Source organism: Streptococcus sp. IsoGale022 (genome assembly GCF_031142805.1).
Taxonomy (GTDB): domain Bacteria; phylum Bacillota; class Bacilli; order Lactobacillales; family Streptococcaceae; genus Streptococcus; species Streptococcus sanguinis_A.
The window spans coordinates 69,585-94,723 of record NZ_JAKZJI010000010.1 but is presented as its reverse complement, the minus strand read 5'-3'; the positions used below and the strand labels follow the sequence as shown (position 1 = coordinate 94,723).

Annotated in this window: 27 protein-coding genes and 1 pseudogene; all 28 read right to left on the bottom strand. The window is 48.7% G+C overall.

Annotated features, from left to right (window positions below; all coding sequences use genetic code 11):
* Positions 1 to 23: 23 nt before the first annotated feature.
* Positions 24 to 599 (bottom strand): flavin reductase family protein, encoded by a 576-nt coding sequence (locus RG608_RS06790; protein WP_002901082.1) that lies wholly within the window; start codon positions 597 to 599, stop codon positions 24 to 26.
* A 52-nt stretch (positions 600 to 651) separates the two neighbouring features.
* Positions 652 to 1,362: an ABC transporter ATP-binding protein gene (locus tag RG608_RS06785; protein WP_268686940.1), complete on the bottom strand. Its 711-nt coding sequence runs from the start codon at positions 1,360 to 1,362 to the stop codon at positions 652 to 654.
* Positions 1,349 to 2,140, bottom strand: a complete 792-nt coding sequence (locus RG608_RS06780; RefSeq protein WP_268686939.1) for an ABC transporter ATP-binding protein — start codon at positions 2,138 to 2,140, stop codon at positions 1,349 to 1,351. The genes RG608_RS06785 and RG608_RS06780 overlap by 14 nt, the downstream gene beginning before the upstream one ends.
* Positions 2,128 to 2,934, bottom strand: a complete 807-nt coding sequence (locus tag RG608_RS06775) for an ABC transporter permease (protein WP_268686938.1) — start codon at positions 2,932 to 2,934, stop codon at positions 2,128 to 2,130. The genes RG608_RS06780 and RG608_RS06775 overlap by 13 nt, the downstream gene beginning before the upstream one ends.
* Entirely contained in the window at positions 2,927 to 3,868 is a 942-nt protein-coding gene (locus RG608_RS06770; RefSeq protein ID WP_268686937.1) for an ABC transporter permease, read from the bottom strand. The genes RG608_RS06775 and RG608_RS06770 overlap by 8 nt, the downstream gene beginning before the upstream one ends.
* A gap of 91 nt (positions 3,869 to 3,959) precedes the next feature.
* Positions 3,960 to 5,567, bottom strand: a complete 1,608-nt coding sequence (gene nikA / locus RG608_RS06765) for a nickel ABC transporter substrate-binding protein (protein WP_308946762.1) — start codon at positions 5,565 to 5,567, stop codon at positions 3,960 to 3,962.
* Between the two features lie 92 nt (positions 5,568 to 5,659).
* Positions 5,660 to 6,469, bottom strand: a complete 810-nt coding sequence (locus RG608_RS06760; RefSeq protein WP_268686935.1) for an ABC transporter permease — start codon at positions 6,467 to 6,469, stop codon at positions 5,660 to 5,662.
* Positions 6,462 to 7,457, bottom strand: a complete 996-nt coding sequence (locus tag RG608_RS06755) for an ABC transporter permease (RefSeq protein ID WP_268686934.1) — start codon at positions 7,455 to 7,457, stop codon at positions 6,462 to 6,464. The genes RG608_RS06760 and RG608_RS06755 overlap by 8 nt, the downstream gene beginning before the upstream one ends.
* Entirely contained in the window at positions 7,450 to 8,433 is a 984-nt protein-coding gene (locus tag RG608_RS06750; protein ID WP_268686933.1) for a M14 family metallopeptidase, read from the bottom strand. The genes RG608_RS06755 and RG608_RS06750 overlap by 8 nt, the downstream gene beginning before the upstream one ends.
* Positions 8,423 to 9,193, bottom strand: coding sequence for an ABC transporter ATP-binding protein (locus RG608_RS06745; RefSeq protein WP_268686932.1), 771 nt, complete (start codon positions 9,191 to 9,193; stop codon positions 8,423 to 8,425). Before RG608_RS06745 ends, RG608_RS06750 begins: the two co-directional genes overlap by 11 nt.
* Entirely contained in the window at positions 9,190 to 9,972 is a 783-nt protein-coding gene (locus RG608_RS06740) for an ABC transporter ATP-binding protein (protein WP_268686931.1), read from the bottom strand. The genes RG608_RS06745 and RG608_RS06740 overlap by 4 nt, the downstream gene beginning before the upstream one ends.
* Before the next feature lie 3 nt (positions 9,973 to 9,975).
* Positions 9,976 to 11,511: an ABC transporter substrate-binding protein gene (locus RG608_RS06735; protein ID WP_268686930.1), complete on the bottom strand. Its 1,536-nt coding sequence runs from the start codon at positions 11,509 to 11,511 to the stop codon at positions 9,976 to 9,978.
* 173 nt (positions 11,512 to 11,684) lie between these two features.
* Positions 11,685 to 12,788, bottom strand: coding sequence for an NADH-dependent flavin oxidoreductase (locus RG608_RS06730; RefSeq protein ID WP_268686929.1), 1,104 nt, complete (start codon positions 12,786 to 12,788; stop codon positions 11,685 to 11,687).
* Between the two features lie 54 nt (positions 12,789 to 12,842).
* Positions 12,843 to 13,415 carry a histidine phosphatase family protein gene (locus RG608_RS06725; RefSeq protein ID WP_268686928.1) on the bottom strand — a complete coding sequence of 191 codons (573 nt, stop codon included), beginning with the start codon at positions 13,413 to 13,415 and terminating at the stop codon, positions 12,843 to 12,845.
* Positions 13,412 to 14,140 (bottom strand): adenosylcobinamide-GDP ribazoletransferase, encoded by a 729-nt coding sequence (gene cobS, locus RG608_RS06720; RefSeq protein ID WP_268686927.1) that lies wholly within the window; start codon positions 14,138 to 14,140, stop codon positions 13,412 to 13,414. The genes RG608_RS06725 and cobS overlap by 4 nt, the downstream gene beginning before the upstream one ends.
* Positions 14,137 to 14,721 carry a bifunctional adenosylcobinamide kinase/adenosylcobinamide-phosphate guanylyltransferase gene (cobU, locus tag RG608_RS06715; RefSeq protein WP_268686926.1) on the bottom strand — a complete coding sequence of 195 codons (585 nt, stop codon included), beginning with the start codon at positions 14,719 to 14,721 and terminating at the stop codon, positions 14,137 to 14,139. Before cobU ends, cobS begins: the two co-directional genes overlap by 4 nt.
* Positions 14,714 to 16,012, bottom strand: a complete 1,299-nt coding sequence (gene hemL / locus RG608_RS06710; RefSeq protein ID WP_268686925.1) for a glutamate-1-semialdehyde 2,1-aminomutase — start codon at positions 16,010 to 16,012, stop codon at positions 14,714 to 14,716. The genes cobU and hemL overlap by 8 nt, the downstream gene beginning before the upstream one ends.
* 43 nt (positions 16,013 to 16,055) lie before the next feature.
* Positions 16,056 to 17,027, bottom strand: coding sequence for a porphobilinogen synthase (hemB, locus tag RG608_RS06705; RefSeq protein WP_268686924.1), 972 nt, complete (start codon positions 17,025 to 17,027; stop codon positions 16,056 to 16,058).
* Positions 17,014 to 17,739: a uroporphyrinogen-III synthase gene (locus tag RG608_RS06700; protein ID WP_268686923.1), complete on the bottom strand. Its 726-nt coding sequence runs from the start codon at positions 17,737 to 17,739 to the stop codon at positions 17,014 to 17,016. Before RG608_RS06700 ends, hemB begins: the two co-directional genes overlap by 14 nt.
* Positions 17,724 to 18,644, bottom strand: coding sequence for a hydroxymethylbilane synthase (hemC, locus tag RG608_RS06695; protein WP_268686922.1), 921 nt, complete (start codon positions 18,642 to 18,644; stop codon positions 17,724 to 17,726). Before hemC ends, RG608_RS06700 begins: the two co-directional genes overlap by 16 nt.
* Entirely contained in the window at positions 18,631 to 19,884 is a 1,254-nt protein-coding gene (gene hemA, locus RG608_RS06690; protein WP_268686921.1) for a glutamyl-tRNA reductase, read from the bottom strand. Before hemA ends, hemC begins: the two co-directional genes overlap by 14 nt.
* A 15-nt stretch (positions 19,885 to 19,899) precedes the next feature.
* Positions 19,900 to 20,331, bottom strand: coding sequence for an NAD(P)-dependent oxidoreductase (locus RG608_RS06685; protein WP_308946761.1), 432 nt, complete (start codon positions 20,329 to 20,331; stop codon positions 19,900 to 19,902).
* 11 nt (positions 20,332 to 20,342) lie between these two features.
* A pseudogene (locus tag RG608_RS06680) lies at positions 20,343 to 20,919 on the bottom strand (cob(I)yrinic acid a,c-diamide adenosyltransferase).
* Positions 20,916 to 22,415 (bottom strand): cobyric acid synthase, encoded by a 1,500-nt coding sequence (locus RG608_RS06675; protein WP_268686920.1) that lies wholly within the window; start codon positions 22,413 to 22,415, stop codon positions 20,916 to 20,918. The pseudogene RG608_RS06680 and the gene RG608_RS06675 overlap by 4 nt, the downstream one beginning before the upstream one ends.
* Positions 22,400 to 23,215 (bottom strand): energy-coupling factor ABC transporter ATP-binding protein, encoded by an 816-nt coding sequence (locus RG608_RS06670; RefSeq protein ID WP_268686919.1) that lies wholly within the window; start codon positions 23,213 to 23,215, stop codon positions 22,400 to 22,402. The genes RG608_RS06675 and RG608_RS06670 overlap by 16 nt, the downstream gene beginning before the upstream one ends.
* A gap of 62 nt (positions 23,216 to 23,277) precedes the next feature.
* Complete coding sequence (locus RG608_RS06665) at positions 23,278 to 23,952, bottom strand: CbiQ family ECF transporter T component (RefSeq protein WP_268686918.1); 675 nt, start codon at positions 23,950 to 23,952, stop codon at positions 23,278 to 23,280.
* A gap of 115 nt (positions 23,953 to 24,067) precedes the next feature.
* Positions 24,068 to 24,373 (bottom strand): energy-coupling factor ABC transporter substrate-binding protein, encoded by a 306-nt coding sequence (locus tag RG608_RS06660; RefSeq protein WP_268686917.1) that lies wholly within the window; start codon positions 24,371 to 24,373, stop codon positions 24,068 to 24,070.
* Positions 24,370 to 25,104 (bottom strand): energy-coupling factor ABC transporter permease, encoded by a 735-nt coding sequence (locus tag RG608_RS06655; RefSeq protein WP_002901131.1) that lies wholly within the window; start codon positions 25,102 to 25,104, stop codon positions 24,370 to 24,372. Before RG608_RS06655 ends, RG608_RS06660 begins: the two co-directional genes overlap by 4 nt.
* Positions 25,105 to 25,139: the final 35 nt, after the last annotated feature.

Sequence of the window (25,139 nt, the reverse complement as noted above, 5' to 3'; positions counted from 1 at the left end):
ATCTCAATATCTCAGCGGTTTCTTTATTTTTCTTCTTGTTTGCGGATTTCTTTGATAATGGAGCCCATCTTGACCGACTCGTCGCTGAAATAGCGGTAAAGCCGGCCATCGCCGTCTCCCATGTAGCTGATAGGAGAAAAGCGGTCACTGCGGAAAGCATCATTCTCATCAATCAAGTCTTCATCAACCACTCGCCGGGTGACACGAGCAATGACATTGGTCAAGGCACCGCATTCGACCATATCCAGCACCTGACACTCAATGGATACAGGGCATTGGTCTACCAGCGGAGCATCCACCGTCTCGCCGATTGTGTAGCTGAGACCGGTCAGGGCAAACTTGTCCTTGCGGCTGTTGAAGCCAGCAATTTCAGACTCTTTGGTCAAATCCTTCTCAGGGACATTGACTGTGAATTGCTGGTGCTTAGTAATCTCTGTAATGGCATTTCCCTTGGTACGCATAGCAATAACCATCATACTGCCCAAGGAATAAACTGAGCTTGAAGTCGAGATATTATAGCCGTGCACATCGTCCTTATAGCCTAAAAAGAAGACTGGAAAGCCGAAGTAAAGTTTTCTTGTTTCAAAAGTACGTTTCATATATGTTCCTTTAATTTTAATTTTAAAATAGATTAGCTGGCTGGGTCATGCATCAACTGAAATGGCCCTTGTCGCCTATCAACTTCTCTGTCACGGGGTGATGAGCTTGGATAGGAAGCTCAAAGTCCTTTATCTCATCAATGATTTCCCCGTCTGCCATGACCAAAATCCGATGGCAGAGAGCGTAGCTCAGTTTGAAGTCGTGCGAGATGAAAAGATAGGTCAGCTGGTATTTCTCCCACAAATCATGTAGGAGGCGCAACAACCTTCCCTGAACAATGGGATCCAGTCCACTTAAAGCCTCATCAAAGATGAGAATATCTGGCTTTAAGAGCAGACCGCGAGCGATGCAAATCCGTTGAAGCTGGCCACCACTGAGCTGGCGCGCCGGCTGACTCAGAAAGCTTTTGTCCAGGCCGACATCTTCTAGAATGGCTTCTATCTCTTCTCTGGCGACATCCTTTGGCAGCGCCTCTGTCAAGACCTGCTCGACTGTAAAGTTCGGATTGACCGAATGAAGAGAGTCCTGAAAGACCAGCAAGATTCTCACGCCAGACTTTTTGACTGAGTAGGGCTGGCCATCCAGCAGGATCTCACCCTGGCTAGGTTTTTCTAGACCAATCAGCAATTTAGCCAGTGTGCTCTTGCCACTGCCGCTCTCGCCCATCAGACCGATAATTTCACCCTTCTGGACGGTGAAATCGCAGTCTTTGACAACTATTTTGCCATCGAATCTTTTAAAAACATGTCTACATTCCAGCATCTTGTCTCACCAACCGTTCGTATGGATTTCCTAAGATAAGGTCTTGGCTATAGGTCTGCGAAGGACTTTCGAGGAGCTTGGATACCGGTCCTTCCTCCATGATAGCCCCCTGATACATGACAAGCATCTTACCTCCCAGCTCCTGCGCCAAATGATAATCATGGGTCACTGTGATGAGAGTCTTTCCTTTAGCCAGCTGCTCCTTTAAGATGAGGATAATCTGCTCGCGATTGTGGATGTCAAGCGCCGAAGTAGGCTCATCCAAAATGATGATCTCTGGCTCTAAGCAAAGCAAGATAGCCAGCATGACCCGCTGCAGCATACCGCCGCTGAGCTCAAAAGGATATTTCTTCAAAAGCTCTTCCGGCTCTCCCAGTCTGACCTCTTTCATAGAGGTTACGGCCTTAGCCAGACAAGCGCTTTTTGAAATCTTGCTATGGCTGCGCAGAGTTTCCCAAAAATGGCTTTGAATGGTCTGAAAGGGATTGAACATAGCCATCGGATTTTGAGACATATAGGCTACTTGACTGCCTCGTAGCTGCTGCCAAGCTTTGAGAGAATTTCGCTCCAAAGCCATGGAACCATAGTGGACTTCTCCTTGCATACTCAAGGATGGAAGCAGCTGGCCAATCAATATCTTGGTCAATAGGGTTTTGCCAGACCCACTTTCCCCGATAATGACCAGAGACTGCCCTGCCTCCACTTCAAAGCTGATGTCCTGCAGAATGGTCTTTTGCTCGATTTGGGCTGTCAGTTTCTTTACTGTTATTTTTTCCATATCTGTTTCCAGCCTTTCTCTTCAAAGCATTCGGCAAATAGATTAAAGGCGACCACCGTCAGAAAGATAGCCAGTCCGGGCGCCAGCATCATCCAAGTTGCCGTTTGAAAATGGCTTCTAGCATCATGCAGCATCATACCCCACTCGGTAATGTTGGGTTGGACACCGATTCCCAGAAAGGAAAAGCCAGAAATCATGAGAATGATATTCCCAATATTCATGAGCACAATAATCAAAATAGGCTTGTAGATAAAGGGCAGGATATGAGTTTTGAGAATATGAATCTGGGAGAGTCCCATGGTCTGGGCAGAAATGACATAGGCTTCCTCCTTGGCACTCTTGACCAGATTGGCCGTCACCCGAGCATAGTAAACCCACTCTATGATGACAATGGCTAAAATCATATTGGTCATTCCCTGTCCCAATATCCCAACGGTAGCTAAAGAGAGCAGGAAGCTAGGAAAGGCGGAAATAACATTTGCAAACCATAAGAAGGTCGCTTCAGCCTTGCCTTGGTACCATCCAATCAGCAAACCGACTGTCACACCGATAACCACTTCCAGCAGACTGATGGTCAGGGATAAGAAAAGGGAGTAGCGGGCTCCGTGAAGCAGACGAGACAAGACGTCTCTGCCCAGCTGATCCGTTCCCAACAGATGAGCAGCATCAGGTGGCATCAGTTTATTTGAAATCTCTACATGCTGGGGATCAAAAGAAGATAGATAGGGTGCAAAGAGAGCGCAAATGAAGAGAGCCAGCAAAATGACACTTGAAAACATAAATCGTTTAGACATTGCTCCTCCTTTTTCTGACTCTAGGGTCGATCCAGAGCGGCAGCTGCTGGGTTAGAATATTATTTCCCAAGAATAATAGGCCAAATAAAAGCATACAGCACTGAATAATCGGCAGATCCACAGCCTGCAGAGCATCTACAAAGAGGGAGCCGACACCATTCCAGGAGAAGACTTCCTCAACAATCAAGGAGCCTGTCAGGAGATAGACCAAGGTCAGACTCAAACCTGTCGCAATGGCTGGCAGGGAATTTCTCAAGAGATGATTCTTGACTAGGAAGAACTTGCTGACCCCACGCAGGAGGGCGTTTTCGACATGGACACTGTTCATCTGCTCCAGCACAGCCTTGCGGATCAAAGCAGTATATTGGCCAATCAAAGACATACTAAGGGTCAGACTAGGAAGAATCAAGCTGCTAAGATCCTGCTTACCCGAAACTGGCAGCCATCTGAGCTGAACAGCAAAAACCACAATCAGCATGTAACCTAGCCAAAAGCTGGGCATGGAAACGCTGGAAAAGGATAGGAAGCGAACGACCTTATCAAAGAGAGAACCCTTGTAGACTGCACTAAAAATTCCCAAAGGAATAGACGTCAGCAAAATGAGGGCAAAGGAAGTCAAGCCCAGAGAAAGGGTTGACTGGAAACGCTCCAGCACCAAGGGCAGGACAGAAACCTTTAATAGATAAGACGTCCCAAAATCTCCACGAAGGGCCTTAATCAGCCAACTTAGATACTGCTGGGGCCAAGGTTGATTGAGTCCCAGATATTCTCTGGCTTTTTCCAAGGATTGAGGAGTCACTTGAATCTTAGATACCCGTAAATAATTTTCTGCTTGATCAGCTGAGGATAGCTTGGTCAAGAGAAAGGTCAATACTGATATCATCAAGAGAGCAGCTAAGAAAGAAACTATTGTTTTAAATAAATCTTTTTTCATAGTCCTTAAAAGAAAAGGGGCGGCTGCTAAGCTTTTCAACTCAGCAGCACTACTCCCTTTATATTAAAATCTGTAGTTATGAAGCCAGTTTTTATTTTTTCTCAATATAGCGCAGAGGGAAAGCATTTTCTTCTGGAGCAAAACGCATGCCATCAAGTTCTCCCTTGCGGTAGACGGAAACAACGGATTGATAAGTAATTGGGATATAGATAGCTTCATCATGGAGCATAGTGAGAACTTTCTTATAGCCTTCATCGACTTTTGCCTCATCTGGTTCGACCAGAGTCGCCTTGATAATGCTATTCATTTCTGACTTAGATGGCAGAGCTTCTAGGGAAACATTTTCTGGGTGACCATGGTCAGCTGGTGAAGTCAGGGCAGTCATCCAAGCATGCGGATCCCAAGGTGCTCCCCAAGAGAAGGTCAGCATCAAATCAAAGTCGCCAGTCTTAATATTTTCCCAGTAGTCATCTTCTTCCATAGCTTTGAGCTGAACATCGATTCCGATTTTCTTCCATTCGCCTTGGAAGTACTCAACCAAGTCCTTGTCTGTCGCCTTAGACGAGATATAAGGAACATTTAGGCTTAATTTCTTGCCGTCTTTTTCGCGGATACCGTCAGAGCCTTTCTTCCAGCCTGCTTGATCCAGCATCTTTTCAGCCAGCTCGATATCATATTCATAGGGAGTCAGGTTGGCGTCAGAGTGCGGTGTAGATTTAGAGAAGATGGTATCAGCTGGTGTTTCTGTTCCGCGGAAAATGTCTTTCGCGATAGACTTCTTATCAACCGCATGGTTCATCGCCTGACGGACAGTCTTGTCTTTGAAGATTTCTTGCTTGGCATTCAAGAGCATGAGGCGGCTGGACATTGGCTGAGATACATCTGTCGTGTACTTATCATCCTTGGCATACTTAGCAAAGTTATCCAGACCGATAACGCCATTTCCATAGATCAAGTCAACATTGCCAGACTCAAACTCAAGAGCACGGGTTTGCGGATCTGGAATAATCTTGACCGTTACTTCTTTCAGTTTAGGCTTTTCACCCCAGTAATTTTCATTCCGGGCAAAGGTGATGTACTCGTTTGGCTTCTTATCTTTGACAACCCATTGACCGGTTCCGATTGGCTTTTTGAGGTTATCCTTAGTCGTGTCATCTCCGTCAGGGAAGGCAGCGTCAGCTACAAAGCGGATCGGACGAATCATGGAGAGATCATAGAGGGTCGCACTGTAGGCTTGTTTGAGCTTGATCTCAAAGGTATGCTCATCAACAACTCGATAGCTTTCCAGCTGGTTGGTGAAGTCAAACCAAGTGTGGTTTTTCTTATTTTCCTCTGAAAAGACAGTATCGAAATTCCGTTTGACATTCTCTGCGTTAAAGTCAGAGTCGTCTGAGAATTTTGCCTTTCTCAGCTTGAAGGTATAGGTTCTACCATCTTCGCTGATATCCCAGCTTTCAGCCAAGGCTGGCTCGATTTTCCCGTTGTCACCGTAGCGGACCAGGCCTTCATAGACCATATCCTGAACGACAAATTGGTCTGGATTGTAGCGGTGAGGATTGACATCCCCAAAGTCTTCGCCCCAGACCATAGTGAGTTTGTCTTTCTCATTGACCTGTTGGGAAGAGTTTGAGTTTTGCTGGCAGGCTACCAAGAATAAAGGCAGCAAGAGGACAACTAATAAAAATAATTTTTTTCTCATTTTTATTGAATCACTTTCTTGTATTCATATTTTTTTATTGCAGTCCCAAGAGATAGGGGCTGCAATTTTTTTAGCTGTTGTTTTTTTGATGATTAACTCATGCGATTGTACTTGCTGTTCAGAGCGTCTCCGAACTTGGTAAAGAGGAGAATGGTCAGAATCAGCAAGATACAAGGGAAGATCACAATCCAAGGGGCTTCCTGAATGTAAATCCGGCCGTCATTAATCATGGCTCCCCACTCAGGCGAGGGTGCCTGAGCTCCCAATCCGACAAAACTGAGACCCGCAATTTCCATGATAATGGTGCTGATGTCAAAGCTCATGGTCGTCAGAATCTGAGGAAAAAGACTGGGGAAATAATAGTTTTTCAGGCTTGTCCAAAAACTATTGCCATACATTTTCGAGGACTGGATATAAGGTTCATTTTTCAGCTGCAAGGTCATGGAGCGCATCAGGTAGGCGTACTTGGTCCAGGCCGTCAGGCAGATAGCGATGAGGGTCTGCTGGAGACCGATGCCCAAGATACTGACGATGGCAATGACCAAAATGATAGATGGGAAAGATTGAAAAGCCGTGATTACCAGCAAGATGAGCTGGTCGAATTTCCCGCCGATGAAGGCGCTGGTCACTCCGATAAAGGAGCCCACCGCCGCAATCAGCATCAGAATCATCAGGGCTGGCAGGACTGTTTCCGCACCCCCGCTCACTGCACGCGCAAAGACAGACCGACCCAGAGCATCTGTCCCGAACCACTCACTGCTGCTCGGTCCTTGCAAGGCTTGACCCAGATTGACCTTGGTCAAACTTTCACCCAAGAGACGAGGAGCCAAGGAAGATAGGACCAAGGCCAGGACAATGAGGCCGCCCAAGACCAGAAGTTTTCGATTGATTTTCTTATCCATACGAACCCTCCTTGCTTGTTTTTAGTCTTTTCATGCGCGGCAGCAGTTTGGGATTTTCCTGAGCCAGTCGGACGCGAGGATTGAGCCAAACCATGAGTAGCTGAAAGACTAGATTTACAGTCAAGACTCCCGCTGTGATAAAGAGGACCGCCCCCTGAACAAGAGGATAATCCCGATTGGCGACGACTCCAATCAGCATCTTACCGATGCCCGGCCAGGAAAAGAGGTGCTCGATAATAGCCACGCCACCCAAGAGCGAACCCAGAGAGAGGCTGACTAGGGTCAGAAGAAAGGGCAGGACATTGTAAATCACATCATGCAGCAGGATATGCCTCTCTCGAATCCCCCGACCTCGCGCACCTTCGACTTCTGGCGAATGCAGTATTTCTATCAAAGCGGTCCGCAGCTGCGGGATATAACGAGTAGACATGATCATGGCCAGCGTCATGACTGGCAGGACTAGGCCCAGCTCATTAGCCGTCGCCTGAATGGGAAACCAGTGAAGCTGAACAGAAAAAATCAGAATCAGGATAATCCCCATAACAAAGCTAGGAATGGCATTCAGGAAGGCCAGACCTGCCATCAGGAAGCGATCAACCGGCTTTCCAGCATGGTAGGATGTGTAGAGAGCTGTCGGCAGGGAAATTCCCAGAGTCGCTAGCAAGGTATAGAAAGCTAGATAGACCGAGTTGGGAAAATAGAAAACCAGCTGCTTCCAGACTGAAGCTCCAGAATGATAGGTCACACCAAAGTCACCATGGACAATCCTGCCCAGCCAGGCCAGATATTGCTCCATAAAACTGCCATTCAGGCCCATTTCCGCCCGCTTGATTTCCAGCAGCTCCTTGGTATAAGGAATGCCCTGGGCGTTGAGAATGCTCTCAGCCGGATCACCCGGTGCTAGATAGACCAGCAAAAAGGAGATGAAACTGACGCAGAGAAGGATGAGGACGAATTGCAGAATTGTTTTGATAATAAATTTAATCATGCGCCTCCCTTTCAGATGTCTGGTAGCTTTCAGGATTCTTGCTGGCAACGGCCAACAGCACTTCGCCTTGGTGGACAACCAGGGTCGCTTTCTGGTAGAGGACCAGACCGTCTTCCTTGGCAGTCACCTTTTCTAAAATATTGCCATAAATATCACAGATTTCGCCGATGACCTGACCAGCCTGTACTGTTTGATTGGGACGGACAAAGCACATCCAGCAGCCTGACCTCTGACAGGTCAGATAATAACTATCGTCAAAAATCAGCGGTGCTTGCTGGTAATAGGGCATAGTCCCTTCAAAAAGATAGCGGGCGACTTGCTTGACCGACTGCTTCATAGCCAGCACATCCTCTGGCAGACAGGTACCGTTTTCCCCCTGCTCCAGTAGGATGCTGGGCAGTCCATAGTCTACTGAGGCGGCGTGGTAGAGATTGCCGCGGTCCTGAGATTGATAGATAATCGGTGTCCCAGAAGCCTGCAGCATCTGATAGGACTTTTCGATCACCTCTGGATTCGCCCGCAGGGAATAGTAACCATGAGGGGTCAGCAGTTCTTCCCGATTGCCACTATGCAGGTCAATGAGGAAGTCACTGACACTAAAGACCTGACTCTCAATCACAGACCGAATCTGATAGCTGAGGCTGGAAACTGGCTCTTGATCCTGAAAAATCCTGTTCAGATTGAGGCCGTCCTCAGGTACAAGCGTCGTCTCCCGAGCCCAGAAGCCACTGACATTGACTGCATGCAGGAGGAGGACAGAGCCCTGAAATTTAAAGTCCCATTCATGCGCCAAGTCCATCAGTGCCTTAACCCCGACATACTCACAGCCATGGACTGCCGCACTGATGGTCAGCAAGGGCTGGGAGGCCTTTCCTTTGAGCAGAGTGTACTGGATAGCCAGCTCATCTGTGATGGGCAGACTGCCTTGATAGCTGCTGCAAGGAGCCATAGAGTCTAGTTCTTGCTTAATCCTCATCTTTATCCTCCCTGTACTGACTGAGCAAGAGCTTGGTATAGTCACTCTTGGGAGCAGAGACGATCTCTCGCATGCTGCCCTTCTCCTGCACGATTCCGTCCTTGAGGACGACCAAATCTTCCGCAAAATTGCTGACCAGTGCGATGTCATGAGAGATGAAGAGAAAGGAGGTCTGCGAGCGCTCCTTGATATCTGCCAGCAGCTGCATGACTTCATACTGAACGGTCACATCCAGAGCACTGGTGATTTCATCGCAGATAAGCACATCAGGATTAATCAGCAGGGCACGGGCAATGGCTGCCCGCTGGCATTCTCCTCCGCTCAGTTGATACGGCAGCCGCTGGGCAAGCTCAGGTGTCAGACCGACCGAGGTCAGCAAGTCATGGATGGCCTGCTTTCTATCTGACGGTTGCTGATAGAGAGAGAAGTTTCGACAGACCTCTTCTAGGCTCTGCTGAATGCTGCGCTTGGGATGAAAGGTCGACTGGGGCTGCTGGGCAATGTATTGGACCCGAGCATAGTAGTCCCTGTCCTTGTAGGCAGAGACTGGCTTGCCCAGTAGAGTAAGCTCCCCTTGGTCTGGTTTTAAAAAGCGGCAGATAAGATTGGCAATGGTACTCTTGCCAGAGCCTGACTCTCCTACCAGCCCCATAGCTCGTCCCTTTTCTAAACGAATATCAATATCAAAGACACCAATTCTCCGACTGCCAATCTGACCGTACTCGTAGGTCAGCTGCTGACCGACCAATACTTGATTCATAGCTGCTCCCCTTCTCTAAACTCAGCCAGTTTTGGCACAGCCTTCAGCAATTTCTGGGTATAGGCCCGCTCAGGATAGCAGAGAACTTGATGGGCTGGACCGCTTTCGACAATCTGTCCTTCCTTCATGACAACTACTTTTTGCGCCAGATGCTCAGCTACGCTGATATCATGTGTGACAAAGAGAATGGCCATCTTTTCTTTCTCATGAAGCTGACTCAAGAGACGGAGCAGCTTCATTTTCGACAGGACATCCAGAGCGCTGGTCGGCTCATCAGCCAGAAGCAGTTTGGGCCTGCTGGCTAGAGCTAGCGCCACACCGACCAGCTGCATCATACCACCGCTGAGCTCGAAAGGATACTTATTGACGACTTTTTCAGGCAGCAGTCCCACCATCTCTAGACATTCCTCCAAGGGACGGAGATTTGCTGCTTGCTGGCCCTGATTTTTCACCAAGTCCTGATAATGCTTTTTGATCTTACGACGGTTATTGAAGCTGAGACTGGCATGCTGACTAATCCAGGCCACTTCTCGGCCTACAAAAGGCAGATAAATGCGATGGTTCTGGGGATGAATTTCCTGCCCCTCAAAGGTAATACTGCCCTCTGTCACTGTCAGCCCCCTAAGAGGGAGGCCCAGCAGCATCTTGAGCAGGGTAGACTTGCCACTGCCGCTCTCGCCCACAATCGAAAGGGTCTCCCCCTCTGCAAGAGAGAGGGAGACCCGATCGAGAATGACTTTATCTGCTGACTGCACCAGCAGATCTTTCATTTCCAGCATGTTTTATTCCTTTGATAGTTTGTTGCTGACATGGTAGTAGTCTGTTGGATGGGATTCCAAACCAGAGACGGACTTGTCCATTACCAGAGCGACCTTGAAGAAGCCGATAATGGTAAAGCCGTAGTCTTTGTCCATGATTTCTTGGATTTCCTTGCTGAGCTGATTACGCTTAGCTGGATCAGTTTCAGTCGCCAACTCTTCGATTTTCTTGTCTGCTTCTGGGTTGCTGTAGTGACCGATATTGGCTGTACCATTGGTCTTGACAGCACTGTTGAAGAAGGCATATGGGTCACCAATCGGAGCTGCTACCACCGCGTAAGGTGTGAAGGCATAGTCCTTTTCACTGGCAACGGCACTGACTTCAACTTTCTTAATAGTCGCTTCGATTCCGACTTCCTTGAGCTGTTGCTGGGTTGCTTCTACAGCCAGCGGCATTTCAGGCAGACGAGTGAAGGACAGCAGCTCAATGCTGACTTTTTGACCGTCTTTTTCACGGTAGCCATCGCCGTCAGTATCCTTGTAGCCAGCCTCATCCAAGAGTTTTTTAGCTTTTTCTACGTTAAATTCATGGACGCTCTTTTGTAGGGCAAAGGCGAAGCCAGTAGGGAAAGGTCCAACAGCTGGCACAGCTGAGCCTTTAAAGAGAGATTCTGAGTAGGTCTTCTTGTCAACCAAGGTATCTAAAGCCTGACGGAACTTATCATCTGCTACGTAAGGATTTTCAAAGTTATAGTAGTAAGCTAGGTAGCGGGAACCTTCTACTTCAGAAATTTTGTAGTTCTTATCGGAAGCATAAGTACTTAGATTTGCATAAGGCAGACCATAGACGGCATCAACTTCCTTAGACTTGAGGGCTGCAGAAATAGCTGTCGGATCAGAGAAGTATTTGATCTTCAGATTAGCAACTTTTGGCTTGCCATCCCAGTAGTCATCATAAGCCTTGAGCTCTGCTCCGCTCTCAGGAGTGTACTTGGTCACCATGTAAGGGCCAGTTCCGACAGGAGCCTTGTCAGATGCACTCTTGCCAGTCGTATCGACAATGGCGGAGTATGGCTCTGCCAAGAGATTCGCCATGATCGGCTGCACAGCCTTTGTCTTGATGGTCACAGTCTGACCCTCCGCAGAAATGCTGTCAATGCCCAAATCGGCTGCTGCCCGCTCACTCTTCTCAACCAGGCGTTCCAGAGAGGCTTTGACTTTTTCACCGGTCATTTTTTCACCGTTTTGGAAGACAACCTTATCCTTGAGGGTGATTTTCCACTCTAGATCTGATACAGCTTCGATTTTCTCAGCCAACCAAGGTTTTACTTCAAGTTTGTCGTCCATCTTAAAGAGGGTTTCTCCCACTCCGTAACGGACCGTGAACCAGCCATTGTATTCCGCTGCTGGGTCAATATTTTCTGGAAATTGGGTGTAACCGATAGTCACAGTCTTACTGTCACCATCGCCAGCAGGCTCGCTGGTTTTGCTAGGATTTACACAGGAGGCTAGGGCTAGGCCTGCCAAGGCTAAAACCATTATTTTTTTAAAATGCTTCATAAAGTATTCAAATTCCTTTTATATTTTGTAAACTAATTTAAGACGGTCTGTCCTAGTCAAATCTAAATACGCTTCTCTCTATCTAAGGTGGTTCAATGTCCTGAAGATGGGAGAGCAAACGAATGAAAAACAGATGCTTGCTCATTATTTGTCCTCCTTCTAGCTGGTATGTCTTAATCTTTTCCTTCCAGATAGCTTCGAGCATCTTCGACAAAGGCAGTTGGCAGAGCCAAGTCAGCCTGCAGCTCATCGCGATAAGCTCGGATGACTTCTGCCTCTCGGCCAGAGACAACCTTTTCTGTCCAGTCTGGGTCTAGGAGCAGAGCCTTGCCGAGGGCAAAGAGCGGAATCCCCGCATCCAATACTCGCTGAGCATCCTGCTTGGTCTCTATCTGACCGACACCAATGAGAGGCACTCTATCATTAATTTTTCTGATAATTTTTTCAATCACTGGCTCCGAGTCCTGAGAGTCTCTGATAGACGAACGCCAGACATCAGAGGTCGAAATATGCAGATAGTCCACCTGATGATAGATAAGCTGCTCCAGCAACTGCAGGGTATCATAAAGCTGGATACCTGGCTCCTCAACTTCTTCTGGAGAAAAGCGGTAGCCAATTAGGAAGGGGCGGTCAGCCTCTTCTTTGACCAGTTGCTTGGCTCTTTTCAGCAAGGTCTTTGGAAAGCGCAGGCGGTTGTTAAGGCTGCCGCCCCACTTGTCCTTACGGACATTTGAATGAGGAGAGACAAACTGCTGGATCAGGTAGGTATTGGCGCCATGAAGCTCGACTCCATCAAAGCCAGCCTGAATCGCCCGTCTGATAGCTGACAGAAAGTCCTCTATGACCTGCTCCACTTCAGCGTTCTTGAGCGCCCTTGGCTCTGCCAAATAATCGCGCGGAGCCTTGACAGCACTGGGAGCTACTGGCTGACCGTCAATCAAATCAGGCAGAACCATACGACCACCATGATAGAGCTGGATAATAGCCAGAGCCCCTTGATCCTTGATGGCCTTGGCCAAACGGCTAAGCCCCTCAATCTTATCGTCCTCGGCGCCGCTGAAGCTCTCCGCAAAGGACTTGCCCAGAGGATGGACATAGGTACTGCCAGTAATGACCATGCCAACCGACCTTGACCGGCGGGCAAAAAAGTCAATATCTGCTTGAGATACATAGCCACCGGGCTCACTAGCGCAGATGGTCATAGGCGCCAAGACAACGCGATTGCGCATGGTCTGCCCATTTTTAAAAGTAAATTTATCCTGAATCTGTGTATTCATCTGGTCACCTCTTTCCCAAGATAAATCATGTTGTTTGTTTTAAATAATAAATCCTTAGAGTAAGGTCGCCAGCCAAGTCTGGTCCCGCTCTTCCAAGAGCAGCACTCGCCCTTGCGGGACATCAATGTTCCAAAAAACTGCCTCTGAGTCAACCAAACGCTGGTAAATCAAGCGCAGCACTCCCAAATGAGCTACTAGAGCCATTGACTCATCAGCACTATCTAGCAGGCGGTCTGTTGCTGCCCAGACTCGGGTCTGAAAGTCGGCGAAAACTTCTGCCTCAGCTGGCGTGACTTCAAAAGGCGCTTCCAGCCAAGCCTGCCAGACTTCTGGAAAAGCCGCTTCAATCTCATCAGCTGTCAAACCTTCCCATTGTCCAAAGCCCCGCTCGTCAAAGTCGCCTATGGGCTGAACTTGCCTGTCTGGAAAAGCTAGCTGGGCTGTTTCCTGCGTCCGCTTGAGACAACTGGTGTAAATCACATCAACTGTGTGTTCCTGCATCAAAAGTCGCAGTTGCTTGGCATCCGCTTGGCCTTGCTCGTTGATAGAGACGTCATGGCTGCCGTAGAAACAGCGCCTACGGTTGTAGTCTGTCTGACCATGCCGCATCAGATACCATCTTTTCATCCTAGCACCACCAATCCTAAGAGATAGAGGAGCTGGGCAATTTCGACATAGGCCCCTAGCGTATCGCCTGTGTGGCCGTCAATTTTATTATAAACGAACCGGCGATAGCCAATTGCTCCCAGAACTACCAAGCCGTAAGCCAGAAGGCCTCTCCAGCTGAAAACCAGGAGTGATAAGAGCAAAGGCAAAAGCTGGGCAAGCAGGATATGACTAGTCTTGCTGCCACTGAAGAAATTCCCCGAGCCGCCGCCTTCTCTAGCATAGGCCATCCGGTAGAGCTGTAGGCTCAGACCGGCCTTGCCAATCATAGTCAGACTAGCCACGATAAACCAGCGAGGCTCTGGCAGATAAGAGTAGAGAACCAGCATCAGAGCATAGTAGAGAATGAGCGCCAGAACGCCATTGCTGCCAATCCGGCTGTCCTTCATAATCTCTAGCATCCGCTCCTTCTTACGAGAGGAGAAGAGCCCATCCGCCGTATCCGCCAAGGCATCTAAGTGAAAACCGCCCGTCAGCAGAACATCGAAAGCAAGGGTCAGAACCCAAGCGACCATCCCTGGCAGAACTAGACTCGTCAGGAAATAAAATCCACCTGAAATCAAACCCAGCAAGAGACCAAAGAGGGTCAGAAAGGGCAGACCTCGTCGCAGGTAGGAGATATCCACTGCCTTTGGAATCACAATCCGGCTAAAAAATTGGGTATAGATAATCAATGCCTTTATCATTTCAACTGCTGAGCGAGGCCGCAGATAACGAGATAAGCCTCACTCGCCTCCTTTGCAATCAGTTGGTTGATCTTGCCCTGCACATCACGAAAGAAGCGGCCTAGTCTGGTCTCTGGGACAATGCCCAGTCCAACCTCGTCCGTTACAATCCAGCACTCAGCATCTGTCTGACGGATTGCAGATAGGAGCTCTTGCCATTCTTCTTCCAAGAGCTGCAGCAGGAAAGACTGCTCCTGCCGACTTAGAAAGTGTTCCTCGGTCAGCTCCAGCTTGTCTGGAAAATGCTGAGCAATCAAATCAAAGAGACGATTGCTGGTCAGAAGGGTGGCACAATCCAGCAGGTAAACCAGATGCGACTGCTCTCGCAACCAATCGGCCAGCCCTGCATACTGTTCCTGAGTTGTCCAGGAAGCCGGCCGGCGTTCTTGGTGCAGCCGAATCCGCTCCTGCCATTCTGGATCTTCTCCTCGGGGAAGACCAGTCGCAATATAGCAAACTCGCTCTCGGTCAGCTAACTGATCCTCCGCAAATGCCGACTTGCCACTTCTGGCACCGCCTGTTACTAACACAATCTTAGCCATTTGCTTCTTCTTTCATTTCTTGAAATGCCCGCTCAAAGGCTTCCAAGGTCTGGTCTAGGTCCTCTCTAGTATGGGCACTGGACATAAAATTGGTTTCATACTGAGATGGTGCCAGATAAATGCCCTCTTCCAGCAAGAGACCGTGCAGTCTTGCAAATTGAGCATGGTCAGCCGCCTTAGAATCCTCAAAATTACGGACCGGCTTCTGACTGAAGAAGAAGCCAAACATGGTTCCCTTGGACACGACTTGCAGATTAATGCTGTACTTATCGGCTAGGCTTCGTAAGCCATCACAGAGGTAGTTCGTTTTCTCTTCAATCTCAGCAAAGAGCTCAGGTGTCAACTGTTTCAGGGTTTCGTAACCGGCCATCATGGCGACTGGATTGCCCGACAGGGTACCAGCCTGATAGATGCTGCCTAGGGGAGCTACCTGATCCATATAGACGGCCTTGCCGCCAAAGGCTGCAACTGGGAAGCCGCCACCGATAACCTTGCCTAAGCAGACCAGATCCGGCTCTGTCTGATAGAGGCCAACTGCCCCCTGATAATGAGCTCGGAAACCACTCATGACCTCATCCACGATGAAGAGAGATCCGTATTCCTGAGTGAGGGAGCGAATAGTACTGATAAAGTCCGCATCCGCTGGAATCAAGCCCATATTACCAGCAACTGCTTCTAAAATGACACAGGCGATGTCATCTCCGTACTTTTCAAAGCAAGTCTTGAGAGCTTCTATGTCATTGTATGGCAAGGCCAGAGTTTCCCCAGCTACCTGAGCAATGACTCCGGCAGAATCAGCAATCCCAAAGCTAGCCAAGCCTGAACCAGCCTGAACCAAAAAGGAATCACTGTGGCCGTGATAGCAGCCGATAAATTTGACGATTTTAGAGCGCTTGGTCACTCCACGTGCTACCCGAATGGCGCTCATGGTCGCTTCCGTTCCCGAATTGACCATCCGCATTCTTTCCATGAAAGGCAGACGCTCCTGCACCAGCTGGCCGAGAGCAATCTCTCTGGGACTCGGAGCACCAAAGCTGGTTCCCTCCCAAATAGCTTCCTCAACTGCCGGCAAAACATCCTTAGGAGCATGCCCCAAAATCATGGGTCCCCAAGACAGGACGTAGTCAATATAGCGGTTGCCATCGACATCATGCAAATAGGCTCCGCTGGCTTTTTCGATAAAAAGCGGATGGCCGCCCACAGCCTTAAAAGCCCGGACAGGACTATTGACCCCGCCTGGAAAGAGCTTTTGAGCCTCTGCGAAATATTGGTTGGAATGTTCTCTCTTCAAGTTCGTCCTCCTTATCTAGAAAACTGCTGATTTTCCGCAGTCTCTATCCTTCTCTCAGATAGCCGGCCGCATCTTTGGCAAAATAAGTGATAATCAAGTCTGCACCAGCCCTCTTCATACTGGTCAAGGTTTCCATGACAATGGATTTTTCATTGATCCAGCCCTGCTGAGCTGCTGCCTTAACCATAGCGTATTCTCCGCTGACATTATAGGTCACCAAAGGCAGCCGGGTTTCCTGGCGCAGCTCTCTGAGGATATCCAGAAAGGCCAGAGCCGGCTTAACCATGAGAAAGTCTGCTCCCTGCTCCTCATCGCTTTTGGCTTCTCTCAAAGCCTCCAAGCGATTGGCCGGATCCATCTGATAGGTCTTGCGGTCGCCAAAGGCCGGAGCACTCTCACCTGCATCTCGGAAAGGTCCATAAAAGCTAGAGGCAAACTTAATCGCATAGGACATAATCGGAATGTCTTCAAAGCCCGCCTCATCAAGTCCCTGACGAATAGCCGCCACAAAACCGTCCATGGCATTGGAAGGCGCAATGACATCTGCTCCAGCCCTGGCTTGGCTGACAGCGACTTCTGTCAGTCTAGTCAGAGACAGATCATTGTCCACTTCCTCCCCTCGCAAAATGCCGCAATGGCCGTGACTGGTAAACTCACAGAGACAGGTGTCTGCAATGACGACCGTCTCAGGGAAATGCTTCTTGATTAGATGGATAGCTTCCTGTACGATGCCATTTTCAGCTGAAGCCTGACTGCCTATTTCGTCCTTTTCTGACGGAATGCCAAAGACGATAAAAGCCCGAATGCCAAAGTCCACACATTCCTGAACTTCTGGCAGTAAATCCTCGAGTGAGAACTGATAAACTCCCGGCATAGAGGCAACTTCTTGCTTTTCAGTTAGTCCTTCCTTGATAAATAAGGGCTGGATAAAGTCATCCACAGACAGCTTGGTTTCTCGAACCAGCTGCCGCAGACCGCTGCTTCTTCTCAGCCTGCGATGTCTATAAAATTCCATGCTTCTTCTCTTCTTTCTTGATTATTTCCTTGACCATTTCCTCAACAGAAGGACTCTGGGGCTGGTAGTCTACCTCATAGCCGGACCCCTTGACTGCCTGAGCCGTTGTTTGGCCAATCACTGCAATCCGATGGCTGGACGCTAGATGGGGCTTAATAGCACAAAAACTCTGCCAAGCCGATGGACTGGCAAAGGTCCAAATCACATCCTCTTGGGACAGATAGTTCTCGAGCTGGTCTTGACAAGCAGGATTTGAGGTCGTTTCATACATAGGCCAAGCCCAGACCTCGTGACCTGCTTCTTTTAACTTCTCAGCCAGACTGGGATTGGATAGGCTGCTCTGAGGAAGCAAGATCTTCTGCGTCGGCAGAGCCAAATCCAGCCACTCCTGAATAAAGTCAAGACCATAGTGGCTGCTGGCCTGAAAATCACAGGCTCGGCCTAGCTTGTCCAGCGCCTGACTGGTCTGCGGCCCAATGGTCGCAATCTGGTAGTCCGCTTTCAGATAGGGACTGAAAGCCTCTACTGCGACAGCACTGGTAAAAAAGACCCAGTCGGCTTCTGACAGAATTGCTTGGACAGTTTCAGGCAAGGGCAGAGACTGACAGCGAATGAGAGGGACATGATGTGTCTCAAATCCAGCCCGTCTGATTCCTTCTAGCCAAGTAGAGTCTGGCGCCTGCTCTCTGGTAAAGATTATTTTTTTAACCATGGCATTCCTACCGCTCCCTTATCGGCTAACTGGCGCACAGCCTGCTCTGCCAATTGCTGGCCATCCTGCCCTTTAAGACTGACAAAGACACATTGACCGTCCTCCTTGGCCAGCATGGCCTCTAATTGGTAGTCCTGACCTTTTTTCTGGGCAAAAGCAGCGATAGGGAAAGTACAGTCTGCATTCATCTGAGCCAAAACTGCCCGTTCAACTGCCACTTCAGCTGCTGTCTTCTCATCCTGAACAGTTGCCAACAGTTGCCGCAATTCCTCATCCTCTTCCCGGCATTCCACCGCCAAAGCGCCCTGAGAAATAGCTGGCAGGCAAAGACTGGTCTCTAAAGGCTGAATGTGAAGTCGGCTTTGCTCCAGCCAGCCCAAGCGTTTAAGACCGGCCATAGCCAAGACAATCGCATCGTATTCACCTTCTTCCAGCTTCTTGATACGTGTATCAATGTTGCCCCGAAGTGGCTTGAAAGCCAAATCCGGTCTCTGAGCCTGCAGCTGAACCTGTCGGCGAATGCTGCTGGTTCCTATAAGAGCGCCCTCAGGAAGATTAGCTAGCGTCTGGCCAGCTTGACGGAAAATCAAGCAATCCCGGACATCTTCTCGCTGACTAATCGCACCGAGCGCACAGCCCTCAGCTAGCTTAGCCGGCATGTCCTTGAGACTGTGAACCGCCATATCGATCTCACCAGCTAAGAGAGCTCGTTCAATTTCCTTGACAAAGACTCCCTTGCCGCCAATTTCCTGGAGGCTGACATGGGTCAGACGATCTCCTTTTGTGGTATAGGGAATGAGGACAAAATCCCGCTCTGGATGGAGCACCTTGAGCTGGTCCACTAACTGTTGGGTCTGGGTCATGGCCAACTTACTCTTGCGGGTTCCTACCTTAATGACCTTCATCTTTTCCCCTTTCTCTGTGCAAACCAAATATCTTGGCAATCAAGGCAATGTCATAGTCTGAATGCTCTCCGACTGACAGCTCTTTGAGCTGCAAGATTGGCTCCTTCAAGACTTGGTTGATAATACTCTTCATGTGCTTAGAAATCTGCTTTTGCTCCCGCTCGGTCAAATCCGGAATCTTGCGATTAAGGCTTTCCATGGCCGAAGCTTGAGCTTCCAAAGCCTTATCCCTGATTTCCTGAATCAGAGGAATAATGCCCAACTGCTGACGCCAGTCAGCAAACTTGACCAGCTCCTCATCAATCTCCAAAGCAATCCGGCCGGCAATCTCCTGCCGCTCTGCTTTGTATTGCTCCAGTTGATTGGTCAGATTTTCGATATTATAGAGCTTGAGAGACGAGCCTGGATGGCAGGAACGAGGCAGACAGAGGTCAAACACGACCGCACCCTCCTTAAGCATGGAGGGAAAGATAATGTATTCTTCCGTTTTAACCGCTGAAAAGACCACATCCGCATCCGCCAGCACCGCTTCCAATTCATCCCAGCCATGGGCAGATACCCTAGCTTCTGTCAGAAATGCTTGGGCCTTGCTGACTGTCCGATTGAGCAGCATGACCGACTTGAAAGGCCGCTGTAAGGCATACTTAGTCACTAGCTGACCAATCTCTCCCAAGCCGATAATAGCTACCTTTTTAGTGCTGTAATCCAGCCCAAGTCGGTCCAATTCTTGGATAGCGGTCAGACCGATAGAAATGGGCCGGTCATTGATCCGATAAGAATCATGCATTCGCTTGGCAAAGGTCAGCGCCTGCTTGAAAGCCTGATTGAGGACAATTCCAGTCGTACCAGCATCTTGCGCCGTCAGGAAAGCCTGCTTGAGCTGACCCAAGACCTGACTTTCACCAATAATCTTTGACTCAAGTCCAATAGAGACCCGCAGCAGATGCCGCAGAGCCTCATCCCCCTCACGAAAGACTAAATACTCTTCCAGTTCCTTGACAGGGATTTGAAACCAGTCTGCCAAAAAATGCTTGGAATAGTAGCGGCCAGTGTGGAGCTGATCCACCACCAGATAGAGCTCGGTCCGATTGCAGGTGGACAGGATGATATTTTCCAAGATACTTTTTTCTCTTTTCAGGAGCTTTAGAGCTTTCAGCCCCTCCTGATCTGAAAAATGCGCTTTTTCCAAAATTGTCAGCGGCGTTTCCCGATGGGTCAAACCCACATATAATAGGTGCATGCTTCTTTCCTTCTTTTAAAGTTGGTCTAAAATTGCTTCTATCTTCTTGCGAATCTCCTTGGAACGGCTAGGCGAGAGGCCGTTGGTCGAGATCATGACAGATACGTCCTTCTTTCGCGCAATGGCTACATTGTAAAAGTCAGAGAAGGTCTTGTCGCCCGTATTGTTTACCAGCTGACTGGGTGCCGCCTCCTCCATAATCTGACGGTTGATTTCCTCCTGATCGGTACAGGCAAAGACTAGCTTCGCGCCTTTCAAATCGCCTGTCTGATAGGGTCTAGCTAGCCACTGGACCTCCGCCTGCGGAATGTCAGCATGCAGAGTCGGACTGACCACCGTCACAGCAGCCTGCTCAGCCAGCAGAGTCTTAATCTTCCGCGCTGCGACCTTGCCGCCTCCCACTACCACGACTTTCTTCTCTCTGATATTAATCATGACTGGATACATGCTAGCTTCTCCTATTTCTTTTCCCGAAAGATTTTCGCGCTGCGTTTGTAGACTGTATCCGGCTCCTCTAGACGGTCATTGACCAAGCGAGCCAGTACAAAAAAAGTAATCCGACAGACGGTTGATGTAGATTAAGCCTATCTCATTGACCGCTTCATCTGCCTCTATAACAGCTACCATACGGCGCTCCAGACGTCTGGTCATGGTGCGGGCCACATGTAGAAGACTGGCAATCCGATGGCCGCCCGGAATGATAAAGCGGTCGATTTTCGGAGGGATATGCATATACTCATCCATCCGCTCCTCCAGCCAGCTGACATTGGCTGGCTCTTGCTTGTAGGGGCGCAACTCCCTCGGTGTCGCCAAGTCGCTACCACAGTCAAAGAGATGCTGCTGGATTTCCTCGCATTCCAGACGCAGGTCGTCCAAGATAGGATAGTCGCGCATCTCAGATACGACATAGCCTAGATGAGAGCATAGCTCATCCATCGTTCCATAAGCTTCGACCCGAATATGGGTCTTGGATACTCGATCCCCACCGTAGAGCCGAGTAAACCCTTTGTCTCCGTATTTCGTATAAATTCTCATTTTTCTTCTCTATTGATGATTTGATAGATCTGCTCCATGTCCAAAGACTGGCGCAGGACGTCTGCCAATTTATCATACTCTCTGTCTTTAAAGTCTTTGATACTGATAAGCTGGTCCTCTAGCGGCTCTAAGCCCTTAGCCAGGCGAAGTTCATTCAGGTACTGGCGAGTCCATTCTAGATTGTCAAAGACCCCATGAAGGTAGGTTCCTTGCACCTGCCCGCCATAAGCCACTGCCCCATCTGGACGCTCAGTTTCCTCACCATTTTGCTCCTTAATGACGGAGAATGGCTCAAGACCATCTGCCAGCTGGGTTTCCCCCATGTGAATCTCGTAGCCCTCTAGCTCTTGCCCCTCATGCAGGGCTCTGACCTGAGTCGTCCGCTTGACCGGCTGAAGCACCGTCTCTGTCTCTAAAATCCCTAGACCGCTAATCTCTTCTAAGTCAGACTCTAGGTGCAGCGGGTCACTAATCTTCTGCCCCAGCAGCTGATAGCCGCCGCAGATACCAAAGATTCGCACGCCCTGCTCCAGACACTCGAGAATCTCGGCTTCGAGACCAGACTCTCGCAGATAGTTCATGTCTTCGATGGTATTTTTACTGCCCGGCAGAATCAAGAGATCCGGCCGACCAATCGCATCACCAGGCTGGACATAACGGACAGAAACATCCGGCTGGATTTCTAAACTATGAAAATCCGTAAAGTTGGACAGGCGCTTGAGGCTGACAACTGCGATATCCAGACTCTTTCTGCTATCAAAGCGCCGACTTTTCTGTACCAGGGCCACACTGTCTTCGCTGTCAATATCCAGCTGAGCATAAGGCACGACTCCGATAACCGGCACCTGAGTCAGCTCTTCAATCATGTCAATACCAGACTGCAGCAGGGCTACATCGCCGCGGAATTTATTGATAATAACCCCCTTGATCCGCTTGCGGTCCTCAGGCGGCATGAGCTCAATCGTTCCGTAGATAGAGGCAAAGACGCCTCCCTTATCAATATCCGCCACTAAAATCACTGGCGCATCAACCAGCTTGGCCATGCCCATATTGACAATGTCTCGGTCATTGAGATTGATTTCAGCTGGACTTCCTGCGCCCTCGATGACGATGATATCATTTTCAGTACCTAACTCCTCATAGACTTCCTTAATCTTAGGCAGGAGCTGCTGCTTGTATTCATGGTATTCGACAGCATCCATATCCCGCAGTACCCGACCTAGAAAAACAACCTGGGACTTGCGGTCAGAGGTGGGTTTGAGTAGGACTGGATTCATGCGGACATCCGGCTCCTTGCCAGCCGCTTCGGCCTGAACGACCTGAGCCCGGCCCATTTCATCTCCTTTTTTGGTGATAAAGGAATTGAGCGCCATATTCTGCGACTTAAAAGGCACCACTTCCATGCCATCCTGCTTGAAAATCCGGCAGAGACCTGCCGCAATAATGCTTTTCCCAGCATCTGAGGCAGTCCCCTGTACCATCAATGATTTGACCATGTTCCATTTCCTCCTAGCTGCTCAAAGAAAGCAGCTTCATTTTCTGCCAGTGGCGTCTGGATAGTCTGATGAAGCTTGACAATCCAAGGTACAGCCAAGCCTGCTTCTACTAGCAGATCTCCCTGCTGGAAGAAATCAAACTTGCTGCCCTCCGCAATCAAATGCCCTTTCTGCAGCAGGTAGGCATAGTCACAGCAGTCATACATCAGATCCATGTCATGGCTAGATACGATGATGTTGGTTCCAGCTTGGACTAGCTTTTTCATAGTCGCAGCCATCTGGTCCCGCCCTTTGGGATCCAGTCCAGCTGTTGGCTCATCAAGCAGCAAATACTTGGGCTGCAGGGCCAGCATGCCGGCAATAGCCACCCGCTTTTTCTGGCCGTAGCTCAGATACTGCAAGGGTCTGTCTTGCAGATGGGAAATGTCCATCATCTCTAGAGCCGTCGTTACTCTGCTTGCTATCTCGTTTTCTTCATAGCCTAAGTTTTCCAAGGCCATGCCAATATCGTCCTTCACAATGGTATAAAAGAGCTGCTGCTCTGGATTCTGAAAGACCATATTGACATGCTGCCGATACTGAAACAAAGCCTTCTTAAAGTCGCCTACAGGCTGACCATCATATAAAATGCTGCCCTTCTGAGGTTTGAGCAGGCGGGTGATGATTTTCATGATGGTAGACTTACCTGAGCCGTTAACTCCTAGAATGCCGGTAATCCGGCCCTCTTCGAAGTCCATAGAAATATCGTGCAGCGTTGGATTTTCGTCATACGCAAAAGAAATATTCTTCACTTGTAACATCTGAGTTTCCTATCTACTTTCCATTATAGTATAAAAACTGTCTTCTTGTAAATGCGCTTTCATTACTCACTATGCTCTGCATCAAATCTTAGCGTCAGCACCTCATTTAAATGCTGATTATCATCCAGCAGTTTGACAAAGAGAGTATTGGCTAATCTGCCCCAAGCCTGGTGTTGCTTCCTTTTATTGTAAAAGGAGAATTTCAAGTCCAAGGTATCCCGAATGGTCACAAACTCATAGAAGACCAGGAAAATAAAGCGATACATGAGGACGATTAAGTCTAGCAGTACCCGCGGTACGTGCATGGCTTTAAAAAGCCGCAGCATCTGAGCAAAAGGCACTGTCAGGACAAAGAAATAAGTCGAAACCAAGGATGAATAGATGCGCAAGAGGATAAAAATAGTCTGCTGAACAGAGGATTGGCTGATGCCCAGATAACCTTGACCTAAAGGAAAGGCCAGCAAGAGCTGTTCCTGACTATTCTGATAGGTCAAGACAAAGGTCAAGAGACTAATCAGGATAAAGATACTTGCGTGCAGATGCCACTTCAGATAGCGCAACCAAGGAAGCCGAGCCACATAGCAAGTCAAAGGCGCCACCAAGATAATGAGTCCTAGCTGCAGACTCCTGACACCAGAAAAGCTAACAGCTAACAAGAGCACATAAATGACAAATTTATAAGCAACCGGCAGATTTTTCAGCCGATTTTGATAGGCATATTTATCAATCGCAAACATGAGGAGACCCTCCTTTCTAGCTATGTTTCACGAAGCTTACAGCACAGAGCAACTCCGGTTCCAGACAACTTAATCGCTATCAAGAACCAGAGCTCGCTCTTACTGTTGAAGACTTTTATTTATGTTCAGAGCTTTCCTTTTGTTGGCCTTGTTTTTTCCCTTTGTGGTAGCCAATAACATAGAAGATGATCCCCGCTCCGATACTGCCTTGCAGGGTAAAGAGCAGACTTTCTACTTCTGGACCAGCTGGCTCAAAAATCGGTGAAAACCAAGGCTCGTAGTCCTTTTGGATAGAACTAATAGTTTTTTCAGCAGCGTCATCTGTTCCACTGTATTCCACACCCTTAGGGGCAAAGATAAAGGCAGCTAGAGTGACTGCTACTGCAGCCAAGATTAAGATGAGATTCTTGTGTTTTTTCATTTGAACAGACCTGCTCTTTCTTTGACATTTTCTGAGATTAAGTTATAGAGGACAACTGTCAGCAATCCTTCTACGATAGCAATCGGGATTTGAGTGGTCAAGAAGACACCCATGAACTTCAGTGCAGAACCAACAAAGCCACTGTTAGCATCTGGGAAGACCAAACCGAGCTGGATAGAAGTTGTCGCATAAGTCGCCAAGTCCGCAATCACAGCACAGATAAAGATAGATACCGGCGTAGACAGCTTGATGGATTTAGCAAACTTGTAGACGAAATAACCGACAAACGGACCAACCACTGCCATTGAGAATGCATTGGCACCCAGAGTAGTCAAGCCGCCGTGAGCCAAGAGGAGGGCTTGGAAGAGCAAGCAGATGGTACCCAAAACACTGATAACAGATGGACCAAACATAGCAGTTCCCAGACCAACCCCTGTCGGATGCGAGCTAGATCCTGTAACAGATGGAATCTTCAAAGAAGACAGGATAAAGATAAAGGCACCGGACAAGGCCAGCATGGTCTTGGAATTTGGATCCTCTGCAACGATTTTCTTGATGCGCATCAAGCCTACCACAAAGAAAGGCAGGAAAACGGCGAACCAGAAGATACACCAAAAGAGTGGAAGATAGCCTTCCATGATATGCATAGCTGACACAGACTGGGTACTCAGTACCGCTAAAATAGCCAGCAAGGCAACAAAAGTTACTTTTTTATTTTTCAATAGTTTCATGTTTTTTTCCTTTACTAAGAACCTAAGCTCAAAAG